This window comes from Pseudomonas sp. GW821-FHT04C07 (genome assembly GCF_059420325.1).
On the sequence record NZ_JBWKTM010000001.1, the window covers coordinates 186,238 to 199,429 of the forward strand.

At 59.0% G+C, this 13,192-nt stretch carries 12 protein-coding genes and 1 riboswitch; of the genes, 7 read left to right on the forward strand and 5 right to left on the reverse strand.

What is annotated here, in order from left to right; all coding sequences use genetic code 11:
* Positions 1–139 precede the first annotated feature (139 nt).
* The gene (locus tag AC07UI_RS00810; protein ID WP_494990668.1) at positions 140–526 is read right to left on the reverse strand and encodes an MAPEG family protein; all 387 of its coding nucleotides are present in this window, start codon (positions 524–526) and stop codon (positions 140–142) included.
* Between the two features lie 36 nt (positions 527–562).
* A complete protein-coding gene (locus AC07UI_RS00815) occupies positions 563–1,396 on the reverse strand; it encodes an EamA family transporter (protein WP_494990669.1) in 834 nt (277 codons plus the stop codon).
* Positions 1,397–1,593: 197 nt separating this feature from the next.
* Here AC07UI_RS00815 and AC07UI_RS00820 point away from each other — a divergent pair, with 197 nt between their 5' ends.
* On the forward strand, positions 1,594–2,763 hold the full coding sequence (locus tag AC07UI_RS00820; protein WP_494990670.1) for an MFS transporter: 1,170 nt from the start codon (positions 1,594–1,596) through the stop codon (positions 2,761–2,763).
* Positions 2,764–2,869: 106 nt separating this feature from the next.
* On the opposite strand, the gene AC07UI_RS00825 is transcribed toward AC07UI_RS00820, so the two are convergent.
* Complete coding sequence (locus tag AC07UI_RS00825; RefSeq protein ID WP_489069042.1) at positions 2,870–3,274, reverse strand: acyl-CoA thioesterase; 405 nt, start codon at positions 3,272–3,274, stop codon at positions 2,870–2,872.
* 198 nt (positions 3,275–3,472) lie between these two features.
* A riboswitch (S-adenosyl-L-homocysteine riboswitch) is annotated at positions 3,473–3,595 on the forward strand.
* A 21-nt stretch (positions 3,596–3,616) separates the two neighbouring features.
* On the opposite strand from AC07UI_RS00825, the gene ahcY reads away from it, so the two are divergent.
* The 4 genes from ahcY to rhlE2 all read left to right on the forward strand — a co-directional run bounded on the left by ahcY (position 3,617) and on the right by rhlE2 (position 9,155).
* Positions 3,617–5,026: an adenosylhomocysteinase gene (gene ahcY / locus AC07UI_RS00830; RefSeq protein ID WP_494990671.1), complete on the forward strand. Its 1,410-nt coding sequence runs from the start codon at positions 3,617–3,619 to the stop codon at positions 5,024–5,026.
* A 244-nt stretch (positions 5,027–5,270) separates the two neighbouring features.
* Positions 5,271–6,116 carry a methylenetetrahydrofolate reductase [NAD(P)H] gene (gene metF / locus AC07UI_RS00835; RefSeq protein WP_494990672.1) on the forward strand — a complete coding sequence of 282 codons (846 nt, stop codon included), beginning with the start codon at positions 5,271–5,273 and terminating at the stop codon, positions 6,114–6,116.
* A 135-nt stretch (positions 6,117–6,251) separates the two neighbouring features.
* Positions 6,252–7,067: a substrate-binding periplasmic protein gene (locus tag AC07UI_RS00840; RefSeq protein WP_494990673.1), complete on the forward strand. Its 816-nt coding sequence runs from the start codon at positions 6,252–6,254 to the stop codon at positions 7,065–7,067.
* A gap of 225 nt (positions 7,068–7,292) precedes the next feature.
* A complete protein-coding gene (rhlE2, locus tag AC07UI_RS00845; RefSeq protein ID WP_494990674.1) occupies positions 7,293–9,155 on the forward strand; it encodes an RNA helicase RhlE2 in 1,863 nt (620 codons plus the stop codon).
* A 243-nt stretch (positions 9,156–9,398) separates the two neighbouring features.
* Here rhlE2 and AC07UI_RS00850 read toward each other — a convergent pair whose 3' ends face one another.
* Together AC07UI_RS00850 and AC07UI_RS00855 are read right to left on the reverse strand one after the other, a co-directional pair.
* Positions 9,399–9,980 (reverse strand): YceI family protein, encoded by a 582-nt coding sequence (locus tag AC07UI_RS00850; RefSeq protein ID WP_494990675.1) that lies wholly within the window; start codon positions 9,978–9,980, stop codon positions 9,399–9,401.
* Positions 9,981–10,012: 32 nt separating this feature from the next.
* The gene (locus tag AC07UI_RS00855) at positions 10,013–10,564 is read right to left on the reverse strand and encodes a cytochrome b (protein ID WP_494990676.1); all 552 of its coding nucleotides are present in this window, start codon (positions 10,562–10,564) and stop codon (positions 10,013–10,015) included.
* 347 nt (positions 10,565–10,911) lie between these two features.
* Here AC07UI_RS00855 and AC07UI_RS00860 point away from each other — a divergent pair, with 347 nt between their 5' ends.
* Positions 10,912–12,318 (forward strand): adenosylmethionine--8-amino-7-oxononanoate transaminase, encoded by a 1,407-nt coding sequence (locus AC07UI_RS00860; protein WP_494990677.1) that lies wholly within the window; start codon positions 10,912–10,914, stop codon positions 12,316–12,318.
* A 135-nt stretch (positions 12,319–12,453) separates the two neighbouring features.
* Positions 12,454–13,173: a 16S rRNA (uracil(1498)-N(3))-methyltransferase gene (locus AC07UI_RS00865; protein WP_494991172.1), complete on the forward strand. Its 720-nt coding sequence runs from the start codon at positions 12,454–12,456 to the stop codon at positions 13,171–13,173.
* Positions 13,174–13,192: the final 19 nt, after the last annotated feature.

Here is a 13,192-nt window from a genome sequence, read left to right on the forward strand (position 1 = left end):
TGCCAGAGGCTGCGTCCGGCCGCGAAGCGGTCGCAGAATGCCGTACCGCGATTTATCAGGCAGATTGCGGCCGCCGGTCTACGACCGCTTCGCGGCCGGACGCAGGCTACGCCAGCGGCTACGAAACTGCGTCGTCCTTCTACACCGAAACAATAAAGAAACCGGTAATGAGCGCCATACCCACAAACCACACCAGCGAACGCAATATCGCCCAATCCGCCAGATAGCAAATGATGTAGAGCAAGCGGCTGGTGATGAACAACACCGCCAACACATCGATGGTCACCAGCTCAGCGTTGTCGGCGATATGCGCAATGATCACCCCTGCGGCAAACGCCGGGATCACTTCGAAGCTGTTCAATTGCGCGGAGTGCGCGCGCCTGGCGAGCCCTTCCAGGTTGTCGAGAAAGGCCCGCGGATCATGGTTCTCCCGCAGCCCAAATTTGCCGCCACTGAACTTGGCAATATAGGTGCACAGGTAAGGGAGAAAAATAGCGATCAACACACACCAGAATGCGACAGTCATTGCAGTTTCCTTCTTGGCGTTCTTTTGAAGTGCGGTTTAAAACTTCATCACGAGCATGCCGACCAGCACCAGCCCACAGGCCAGGAGCCGCGGTCGGCCGAAAGGTTCTTTCAAGTAGCGCATGCCAAACAGCACCACCAGAATCACACTGATCTCGCGCAGGGCCGCTGCTTCGGCAATCGAGCCCAACTGCATGGCCCATAGCACCAAAGCGTAGCTGAACAACACGCAGAACCCGACGCTCAACCCCAATCGCCATTGCTCGCGCCAGAACGACATGTAGGCCGCACGCTTACGCACCAGCGCCAGCAAAGGAAACGGCCAGGCACTGAGCAACGTCACCCACACCAGGTAATCCAACGGGCGGGACCAGCGCCGCAAGGCCTGGCCGTCGATGAAGGTGTAGCAACCGATACACAGACCGATCAACGCGACCACCGGCAGCATCGACCACGGCAAACGTTCGCCGCCTCCACCCTGCCATAGCAGACAGAGCATGCCGAAGGGGATCAGTAAAATCCCGAGGGTTTGCTGGGTCGTCAGCACTTCGCCAGCGAAAATCAGCGTCAAGGCCAGCACCACCAGTGGCGACAACCCACGCATCAACGGGTAGACAAGTCCCAGATCACCGACCCGGTAGGCCTGAATCAGCAGGTAGCGATAGAGCAACTCGAACGCCGCGGAAGCCAGGATCCACGGCCAGATTTCGACTGGTGGAAGCGACAGGAAAGGTAGCATTGGCGCCACCAAGAGCATCGCTACGCTGTCCATACAGGCCACCACCAACAACCGCTCACCACTGAACTTGATCAGGGTATTCCAGGCCGCGTGCAACAGTGCCGCCACTAACACCAGAGCCGTCGCAAGCACGACACCCTCCTTGTCTGGATCAAGAGAATTGATTCGCCATATGTTGGCAGCTGTTTATACTGAGGCCGACCACGCCGCACTCAGTTGCGCACATACCTATTCCAATAATTTTTTGCAGCTGCCCAATCCAATGGAGAAGGTAGCCTGCATGCGTATGCCTGATCAGAGCGTCAAGACTACAGACAGAGACCCTGCGCATGCCACTCGCCTTGCTTGCACTGGCTGTTGCCGCTTTCGGCATCGGCACTACTGAATTCGTCATCATGGGTTTGCTGCCCGATGTCGCCAGAGACCTTGGCGTCAGCATTCCCGACGCTGGCCTGCTGATCAGCGGCTACGCCCTGGGCGTGGTGTTCGGTGCACCGATCCTGGCAATCGGCACCGCCAACATGCCGCGCAAAGCCACGCTGCTGGGAATGACCTTGATGTTCATCCTCGGCAACATCCTCTGCGCCCTGGCGCCGAACTACACGACCTTGATGGCTGCCCGGGTGATCACCGCCCTTTGCCACGGCGCGTTCTTTGGCATCGGCTCGGTGGTCGCCGCCGGATTGGTGGCACCGAACAAACGGGCTCAGGCGATTGCCATGATGTTCACCGGCCTGACTCTGGCTAATGTGCTCGGCGTGCCATTGGGGACAGCCCTGGGACAATATGCCGGTTGGCGCTCGACCTTCTGGGCAGTCTCGGTGATCGGCGTGATTGCGGCCATTGCCCAATGGGTCTGGCTGCCAAAGGAAATCGCCATGGACAAAGCCAATCTGGCCAGCGAGCTCAAAGTGCTGGGCAAGGCCAATGTGCTGCTGGCACTGGGCATGAGCGTGCTGGCGTCCACCAGCCTGTTCAGCGTCTTCACCTACATTGCGCCGATCCTGCAGGACATCACCGGTGTAAGCCCCCACGGCATCACCATCATGTTGCTGTTGTTCGGCGTCGGCCTGACCGCCGGCAGCATACTCGGCGGTCGCCTGGCAGACAGCCGCTTGCTGCCGTCATTGGTGGGCATGGCGTTGGCCGTGGTGTTGGTCCTGGCGGCGTTCAGTCAGACCAGCCACTCGGTGATCCCGGCCGCCATCACTTTGTTGCTGTGGGGCGTGTTCGCTTTCGCCTTGTGCCCGATCCTGCAACTGCTGATCATCGACCAGGCCCATGAAGCGCCAAATCTTGGTTCGACCCTGAACCAAAGTGCCTTCAACCTCGGCAATGCCGCCGGCGCCTGGATCGGCGGACTGGTGGTCGCCAGCGGCACCGACCTCGCCGACCTGCCCTGGACCGGTGCACTGGTCAGCGGCCTGACGGTGCTCACAGCGCTTTTTTTCATCTACCTGCAACGTCACAGCGCGGCTGCGGTCAATGTTTCCGCGTAGGAGCGAGGCTTGCCCGCGATGAATACGACACGGTATCTCTGGCGCGACGAATCGCGCTATCGCGAGCAATCGAGCGTCGACCGGCCGCTCCTACAGAAGCCTCACGTTACTCGACAGGCGCGTCTTCCTTGAACTGATCCTTCACATACTTGATCTCGGTCTGGCCATGGGGCGCCGGCAGGCCGTCTTCGCCGAGGTTGACGAAAACCATTTTCTCGACCGTGAGGATACTTTTGCGGGTGATCTTGTTGCGCACTTCGCAGGTCAGGGTGATCGAGGTGCGACCGAACTCGGTGGCGGTGATGCCCAGCTCGATAATGTCGCCCTGACGCGAGGCGCTGACAAAGTTGATTTCCGAAATGTACTTGGTGACCACGCGCTGGTTGCCCAGCTGGACGATGGCGTAGATCGCCGCTTCTTCGTCGATCCAGCGCAACAGGCTGCCGCCGAACAGCGTACCGTTGGGGTTGAGGTCTTCGGGTTTTACCCATTTGCGGGTGTGGAAATTCATGCTCACTCCTGACCGTCTTGCCGATTGATGCTGGCCATCATGGCAGACCGCAGCACCGACCTCTATCAAGCAATGACTATGGACTCGATTACCGTTGGAACATCGGCCGACAGAAAGCCTTGGGATCAATCGCCGACACGGCTATAATCGCCTCCGTTTCAAAACGGTCATCTTCACTTGATACCGTTTTCCCGCCACCTGTCCGAGGGGCGCTGCAGCAGGTATTGACCTGTCAGGCTCGGATGGGGCGTTGTTTGTACAGAGCTCTCCTTTCAAGGGCTTTCTGCACAGACACTAAACGCACAACGGCGCCCATTCGCACACTACGAATGGAGGCTCTTGATGAGCGCTGTAATTACGCCTGCAGATTTTAACGACTACAAAGTCGCCGACATGTCCCTGGCCGCCTGGGGCCGTCGCGAAACCATCATCGCCGAATCGGAAATGCCGGCCCTGATGGGTCTGCGTCGCAAGTACGTTGGTGAGCAGCCGCTCAAAGGCGCAAAAATCCTCGGCTGCATCCACATGACCATTCAGACTGCCGTGCTGATCGAAACCCTGGTTGCCCTGGGTGCCGAAGTACGCTGGTCATCCTGCAACATTTTCTCGACTCAAGACCAGGCCGCTGCCGCTATCGCTGCTGCCGGCATCCCGGTTTTCGCCTGGAAAGGCGAGACTGAAGAAGAGTACGAGTGGTGCCTGGAGCAGACCATCCTGAAAGATGGCCAGCCATGGGACGCCAACATGATCCTCGACGACGGCGGCGACCTGACCGAGCTGCTGCACAAGAAGTACCCTGCCGTTCTGGAGCGCGTTCACGGCGTCACCGAAGAAACCACCACCGGCGTTCACCGCCTGCTGGACATGCTGGCCAAGGGCGAGCTGAAAATCCCGGCCATCAACGTCAACGACTCGGTGACCAAGAGCAAGAACGACAACAAGTACGGCTGCCGTCACAGCCTGAACGACGCGATCAAGCGCGGCACCGACCACCTGCTGTCCGGCAAGCAAGCGCTGGTCATCGGCTACGGTGACGTGGGCAAGGGCTCTGCGCAGTCCCTGCGTCAGGAAGGCATGATCGTCAAAGTTTCCGAAGTCGACCCGATCTGCGCCATGCAAGCCTGCATGGACGGTTTCGAACTGGTTTCGCCGTTCATCGACGGTATCAACACCGGTACCGAAGCAAGCATCGACAAAGCGCTGCTGGGCAAGATCGACCTGATCGTGACCACCACCGGTAACGTCAATGTTTGCGACTCGAACATGCTCAAAGCCCTGAAGAAGCGTGCCGTTGTCTGCAACATCGGTCACTTCGACAACGAAATCGACACCGCTTTCATGCGCAAGAACTGGGCATGGGAGGAAGTGAAGCCACAGGTTCACAAGGTTCACCGTACCGGCCCTGGCGATTTCGACGCACAGAACGACGACTACCTGATCCTGCTGGCCGAAGGCCGTCTGGTTAACCTGGGTAACGCCACTGGCCACCCAAGCCGCATCATGGACGGTTCGTTCGCCAACCAGGTTTTGGCGCAGATCTTCCTGTTCGGTCAAAAGTACGCCGACCTGTCGCCAGCCCAGAAAGCCGAGCGCCTGACCGTTGAAGTACTGCCGAAGAAACTCGACGAAGAAGTGGCCCTGGAAATGGTCCGCGGTTTCGGTGGCGTGGTCACTCAACTGACCAAGCAACAGGCTGAGTACATCGGCGTTACCGTCGAAGGCCCGTTCAAGCCGCACGCTTACCGCTACTGATCGGCACTGCTGTCCGCTCCCCTGTGGGAGCGGGCTTATGCAGGAGCAGCGCTTACTGTAGGAGCCGAGCTTGCTCGCGTGCAGGCACCGCGGTGTTTCAGTAACACCACGGTGATGCTATCGCGAGCAAGCTCGGCTCCTACAGTAAGCGGCCGCTCCTTATGCATGTAGAGGCAGCTAAAGCGCTATCGCGAGCAATCGAGCGTCGACCGGCCGCTCCTACAGAGTTTCCAAGGGTATTCCCATGTCCCAAGACCGTCGCTACAGCTTCGAGTTCTTCCCGACCAAGACCGATGCTGGGCATGAAAAGCTCCTCGCCACTGCCCGTCAGCTGGCCAGTTACAACCCCGATTTTTTCTCCTGCACCTATGGTGCTGGTGGTTCCACCCGTGATCGCACGCTCAACACCGTGCTGCAGCTCGAAAGCGAAGTCAAAGTCTCTGCCGCACCGCACTTGTCCTGCGTCGGCGATAGCAAGAATGACCTGCGCAACCTGCTGAGCCAGTACAAGAATGCGGGCATCACCCGCATTGTCGCCCTGCGCGGTGACCTGCCCTCGGGTATGGGCGTGGCCAGTGGCGAACTGCGCTACGCCAATGATCTGGTGAGCTTCATTCGTGAAGAAACCGGCAACCACTTCCACATCGAAGTCGCCGCTTACCCGGAAATGCACCCGCAAGCGCGCAATTTCGAAGATGATCTAACCAATTTCGTGCGCAAAGCCAACGCTGGCGCCAACAGTGCGATCACCCAGTACTTCTTCAACGCCGACAGCTACTTCTACTTCGTCGAGCGCGTGCGTCAGATGGGCGTGAACATCCCGATCGTGCCGGGCATCATGCCGATCACCAACTACAGCAAGCTGGCACGGTTCTCCGACGCCTGCGGTGCGGAAATCCCACGCTGGATCCGCAAGCAGCTGGAAGCCTACGGTGACGACACCCAGAGCATTCAAGCTTTCGGTGAGCAGGTCATCACCCAGATGTGCGAACGCTTGCTGCAAGGCGGCGCACCAGGGTTGCACTTCTATACCCTGAATCAGGCTGAACCTAGCCTGGCTGTCTGGAATAACCTGAAACTGCCACGTTAAAACAGCCGCAAGCAAGATCAAGAGATCGCAGCCTCTGGCAGCGGTCTTTTGATTTTCAGGCCCTTCGACACCCTTGAGCTAGAGCTTCCAACACCGGTTCTGGCTATTGCTGAAGTCTCGTCGTAATCTCCAGCAATGCCCGTCATTGCCCAGCTACTGACCCTCTTTCTTTTTACTTGCCTGAGCTTTACCGCTCGAGGCGAGAAGCTGCGCATTGTCACCGAGCCCTGGGCGCCCTATGTGTACGAGGAAAACGGCGAGTTTCGTGGCCTGGACTACGAAACCACGGCCATCGTCTTCCAGCGCCTGGGAATCGATGTGGAGTGGCAGTTCCTGCCCTGGAAGCGTTGCCTGGCCATGCTGGAACAAGGTCAGGCCGACGGCGCACTGGATATTTTTCACAGCGACGAACGTGACAACACACTGCTTTATCCCGGCGAGCCGCTGTCGCAAGTGGAGTTCGTACTGTTCTACGCCAATGACCGACCTCACCCTATTCGCACCCTGGACGACCTGCGCGGCCTGACTGTCGGGACGTCGCCAGGCTACTTGTACAGCCAGGATTTCAGCGAGTCGACTCTGTTCAAGCGCGAACCAGCGCCCAGCCATGAAGCCAACTTCGGCAAACTGGTGCGCGGCCGCATCGACTTGCTGATCACTGATCGCCGGGTTGGCCAGTACTTGCTCGATGAATTGCATTTACGCGACCAGATCAGTGAAAACCCCACGATGATCAGCAGTAATAGCCAGTTTCTGGCGCTGCGGCGCAATGCAGGCATGGATTTGCTGGTACAGCGCTTCGGTGCAGAGCTCAAGCGCTTCAAGCGTGAACCGGCCTACGCCGCGCTTAGCGCCCGGTACGCCGGTCACAAGGCCATAACGACCCAGCAAGCGACACCTCCAGACAGCGCAGGAAAAACCGTTGAGCAGCAGGAAAGCAGCGCACACTGATTGCTCTGTTATACTCCGGCCTTCCCGCCAGGCTCACGCCCGGACGCTCGACCTTGTACAAGGCATCTCGACACCGCTACAGCGCAGCCCCAGGCCCGCGCGAGCGCTTTCAGATAAGCTTTCAAGACCGAAGCAGGACCGGACGGGATTGCGTCCTCTTAAACGCGATTCACGCCAGGCAAGACTATCCCTTTGGGCCAAGCCCTAACTAAAACAGGATTACTCATGTCCTTTGCTTCCCTCGGTCTCTCCGAGGCTTTAGTCCGCGCCATCGAGGCAGCGGGCTATACCGAGCCTACTCCGGTGCAACAGCGGGCTATTCCCGCCGTGTTGCAAGGTCGCGATTTGATGGTCGCGGCACAGACAGGTACTGGTAAAACCGGCGGCTTCGCCCTTCCGATTCTGGAGCGGTTGTTCCCCAACGGTCACCCGGACAAATCCCAGCGTCACGGCCCGCGCCAACCGCGCGTACTGGTCCTGACCCCGACTCGCGAACTCGCCGCTCAAGTGCATGAAAGCTTCAAGGTCTATGCCCGCGACCTGAAGTTCGTCAGCGCCTGCATCTTCGGCGGCGTCGGCATGAACCCACAAGTCCAGGCCATGTCCCGTGGCGTTGACGTGCTGGTGGCCTGCCCGGGCCGCTTGCTCGACCTCGCCGGCCAAGGCAGCGTCGACCTGTCCCACGTGGAAATCCTCGTGCTGGACGAGGCCGACCGGATGCTCGACATGGGCTTCGTCCATGACGTGAAAAAGGTCCTTGCCCGCCTGCCGGTCAAACGCCAGAACCTGCTGTTCTCGGCGACCTTCTCCAAAGACATCACCGATCTCGCTGGCAAACTGCTGCACAACCCCGAGCGCATCGAAGTCACGCCACCGAACACCACGGTCGAGCGCATCGAGCAACGGGTGTTCCGCCTGGCCGCCAGCCACAAGCGCTCGCTGCTGGCGCACCTGATTACTGCCGGTGCCTGGGAACAGGTTCTGGTCTTCACCCGTACCAAGCACGGCGCCAACCGCCTGGCCGAGTACCTGGACAAACACGGCCTTAGCGCCGTTGCCATCCACGGTAACAAGAGCCAGAACGCCCGCACCAAAGCCCTGGCTGATTTCAAGGCCGGCGAAGTGCGCATCCTGGTGGCCACCGATATCGCCGCTCGCGGCCTGGATATCGACCAGTTGCCACACGTGGTCAACTTCGAGCTGCCGAACGTCGACGAAGACTACGTACACCGGATTGGCCGTACTGGCCGCGCCGGTCGTTCGGGCGAGGCGATCTCGCTGGTGGCTCCGGATGAAGAAAAACTGCTGAAAAGCATCGAGCGCATGACCAAGCAGAAAATCGCCGATGGCGACCTGATGGGTTTTGACTCCAGCGCCGTAGAAGCCGAGAAACCTGAAGTCCGTGAACGTCCGGATGTGCGTAACCCGCGCAATACTCCGCGCGGTCCACGTGGTGACGGCCCGAATGGCAGCGGTGGCGGCGGTGGCCGCAAAGACAAAGGCAAGGACAAGGGTGGCAAAGAGACCCGTTCCGAACGCCCTGCTCGCGAACATAAGCCACGCGAAGGCACTCCGGCCCGTGAACAGCGTCAGCCAGCTCCACGCGCAGCCGCTGATCGTGCACCGGACGAGTTCCTGGACGACGATGTCGATAACTTCGGTAACCGCGTCGATTACGTCCCGCAACAGAAAGCTCCTCAGGGCCGTGGCCGCCGTCCAGGCGCTCCAGCGCAAGGCGCAGGCTCAGGTGCCGGCGCACCGTCTCGCAGCGGTGGCCAAGGTCGCCCAAGCGCTCCGCGCAATGGCAGCGGCGCCAGCACTGGTACCCCGCCAGCCAAGCGCAACGGCCCGCGTAGCGGTGCTCCACGTGACGGTCAGGCCCGTCGCGAAGAGCCGCGTAACCGTCGCCCGGCACGTGACGATCAGCAGTCGCGCCAGGAACCAGCCGTTCAAAACCCGCGCGCAAACCAGCCGAAGATCATGCACAAGGAGTCGAAAAGCGATCGCTTCCCGACACCTGAGCAACTCGATCAACTGCCAAGCCGTCCACGTGGCGAGAAACCAGCATTGCTGACCCGCAATCGCTGATTTCTCCCGCTAACAAAAACGCCCCCGATCTCACGATCGGGGGCGTTTTTGTTTGTGTCTTTGCAGGAGCGAGGCTTGCCCGCGATGGGGGCAGCTCGGTATCTCTGCTGCTCCCGATATAGTTATCGCGAGCAAGTTTGCGTCTTTGTAGGAGCGAGGCTTGCCCGCGATGGGGGCAGCTCGGTATCTCTGCTGCTCCCGATATAGTTATCGCGAGCAAGCTACGCTCCTACGGTCTCAGCATTACTTCGCTTGAACACCTTCGAACGAGATGATCAGTGCCAGCTCCTGGGTCTTTGGACCCAGGTCTTTCTGAATCTCGAAGTCTTTCAGCTTGATGGTGGTAGTGCCTTCAAAGCCTGCGCGGTAGCCACCCCATGGATCCTTGCCTTCACCCAAGAAGCGAGCAGCAATGACCACTGGTTTGGTCACGCCGTGCAGGGTCAGGTCACCAGTCACATCAGCAGTGTCGGCGCCGGTCGATTTAACCGAAGTCGAGACGAATTTCGCTTCCGGGAATTTCGCTGCATCGAGGAAATCCGGTGTGCGGATATGCTTGTCACGTTCGGCGTGGTTGGTATCGACGCTGGCGGTTTTCAGCACGACGTTGATTTTGCTGGCTTCAGGATTTTTTTCATCAAAACTGAAGCTCCCATCCCAGTCCTTGAAGCTACCGTAGATGTAGCTGAAGCCCAGGTGGCTGATCTTGAAGTTGACGAAGGCGTGATTGCCTTCCTTGTCGATCTTGTAGTCCGCGGCCATCGCCCCACCGGCAGACAACAATGCAGTACTGATTGCCAGAGCGGCGAGAGTCTTTTTCAACATGCTTTCTATTCCTTTTGAGTTGAGATTGAACGTCAGGCTTTGCGCCCCAGCATTCGAGTCAGGGTCGCATCACGGTCTATAAAGTGGTGTTTCAAAGCGGCCAGGGCATGCACACCGGAGAAGATCACCAGTATCCAGGCCAGATACAAATGCACAGCACCCGCCACATCAGCCTGGTCGGGAAGACCGGAAATCAGCGCAGGAACATCGAACAGACCAAACACCGGAATCCCGACGCCGTCGGCGGTGGAAATCAGGTAACCGGCGATCATCACCGCGAACAGGCTCAGATAAAGAAAGGCGTGACCGAGCTTGGCGCCAAGGCGAGTCAAACGCCCGTGACTGGCCGGCACGGGTGGCGGTGGGCTGATAAAGCGCCACAACACCCGCAGCAACATGATCGCGAACAGCGTCAGGCCAATGCTTTTATGAAGGTCCGGTGCTTCTTTTCGCCAGGTGCTGTAGTAGTCGAGACCAACCATCCACAAGCCCAAGGCAAATAGACCGAAAACCGCGAGCGCTACGCCCCAGTGCAGAGAAATGCTGACCCAGCCGTAGCGAGTGGAAGAGTTACGTAGCTGCATTACCTGAATCCTGTAAGAACTGCGACCAAGACTAACCACTTATCTATCGAATTAAAGCGCAAAAATTTGCTTTGAAATATCGAGAAATACGATCAAGAGTCTGAGTTGAGTTGGTTAAGGAAAGATTAACGGCAAATAGGGGGCGCAATTCAGTGCCCCCAAGGGAGGTGCCGGATTAATGAGTCCGACGACTCAAAGAACCGCAAAGAATACGTCAGGCATCGCCTCTATCGCCCCCACTCAAGATAGCTCAAACAACACAATAGGTTGTCCAAGGGACTTGCATTGCATAGGCTTGCGCGATTGTTTGCCTGCGCACGTCGCGAGCCGCCTCGAGGAGAGTGAAAATGGGCCTGAATAATCAGTGGATGCAACGTGATCTCGCAGTTTTGTGGCATCCCTGCACCCAGATGAAAGATCACCAACAACTGCCGCTGATTCCAATCAAGCGTGGTGAAGGTGTCTGGCTGGAAGACTTCGAAGGCAAACGCTACCTCGATGCGGTCAGCTCCTGGTGGGTCAATGTGTTCGGCCACGCCAACCCGCGGATCAATCAGCGTATCAAAGATCAGGTCGATCAGCTTGAGCACGTAATCCTGGCCGGTTTCAGCCATCAACCCGTGATCGAGCTGTCCGAACGCCTGGTACAGATGACGCCTGAAGGCCTGACCCGGTGCTTCTACGCCGATAACGGCTCATCCTGTATCGAAGTTGCACTGAAAATGAGCTTTCATTACTGGCTCAACCGCGGCCAGCCGAACAAGAAGCGCTTCGTCACCCTGACCAACAGTTACCACGGCGAAACCATCGCCGCGATGTCGGTCGGTGATGTGCCATTGTTCACCGAGACCTACAAGGCGCTGCTGCTCGACACGATCAAGGTGCCGAGCCCGGACTGTTACCTGCGCCCGGAGGGCATGGGCTGGGAAGAGCACTCGCGCAGCATGTTCGCCGCCATGGAACAGACCCTGGCCGAAAACCATGACAGCGTCGCTGCGGTGATCGTCGAGCCACTGATCCAGGGCGCTGGCGGTATGCGCATGTATCACCCGGTGTACCTCAAGCTGCTGCGCGAAGCCTGCGACCGCTACGGCGTGCACCTGATCCATGACGAAATCGCTGTCGGCTTTGGCCGCACCGGAACGATGTTCGCCTGCGAGCAGGCCGGCATCCGTCCGGATTTCCTCTGCCTGTCCAAAGCGCTGACCGGCGGCTATCTGCCACTGGCTGCGTGTGTGACCACCGACGAGGTCTATAGCGCTTTCTATGACGACTATCCAACCCTGCGCGCCTTCCTGCACTCCCACAGCTACACCGGCAATCCGCTGGCGTGTGCAGCGGCGCTGGCTACCCTGGATATCTTCGAACAAGACAACGTGATCGAGAACAACAAGGCCCTCGCCCAGCGCATGGCCAGCTCGACCGCGCATCTGGTCGATCATCCGCACGTTTCGGAAGTGCGTCAGACCGGCATGGTGCTGGCCATCGAGATGGTTCAGGACAAGGCTGGCAAGACAGCCTATCCATGGCAGGAACGTCGCGGGCTGAAGGTGTTCCAGCATGCGCTGGAGCGCGGTGCGTTGCTGCGGCCGCTGGGCAACGTGGTGTATTTCCTGCCGCCGTATGTGATCACCCCGCAGCAGATCGACTTCCTTGCCGAAGTGGCCAGTGAAGGGATTGATATCGCTACTCGCAGCGATATCAGCGTGGCGGTGCCAGCGAATTTTCATCCGGATTTTCGTGATCCGGGCTGATACCCACTGATCATTCCCACGCGCAGCAAAGGAATGATCCCGTGACGCTCTGCGTCACATCCAAGGCGGACGCGGAGCGTCCATGGCGGCATTCCCACGCGGAGCGTGGGAACGATCAAATTACAGAGATCCATGATGAGACTGTCCCGCTTCTTTATCGACGCCCCTCTGAACCTGGGCGAACACGAACTGCCAGAGGCCCAGGCGCACTACATCAGCCGCGTGCTGCGCATGGCCGAAGGCGATGCGCTGCAAGTATTCGACGGCTCAGGATTTGAGTTTCGCGGCAAGCTGCTGGAAGTCGGCAAGAAGCGCGTGCTGGTCCAGCTGGATGAACATTTCGCCGGGCAGATCGAATCGCCGCTGCAGATTCATCTGGGCCAGGGTCTGTCCCGCGGTGAGCGGATGGATTGGGCCATTCAGAAAGCCACTGAGCTGGGTGTCACTGAAATCACTCCGATCTTCAGCGACCGCTGCGAAGTTCGCCTCAAGGACGAACGTGCCGACAAGCGCCTGATGCACTGGCGCCAGGTCGCCATCAGCGCTTGCGAGCAATGCGGGCGTTCGCGCGTACCGGTGATTCATCCGCCGCTGCTGCTGGCCGATTGGTTGAAACAGACCGAAGCCGAGTTGAAGCTGGTGCTGCACCCGGTGGCCGAGCCGCTGGTCAGCCATGCCAAACCGCAGACGCTGGCCTTCCTGATCGGTCCGGAGGGTGGGCTGTCCGACCCTGAAGTCGATCAGGCTCAAGACGCGGGTTTCCATTCCGCCCGTCTTGGCCCGAGAGTGTTGCGGACCGAGACGGCGCCGGTGGTGGCGTTGGCGGTTGCACAGCAGTTGTGGGGCGATTTCTAACGGCACTATTTGATCGTTC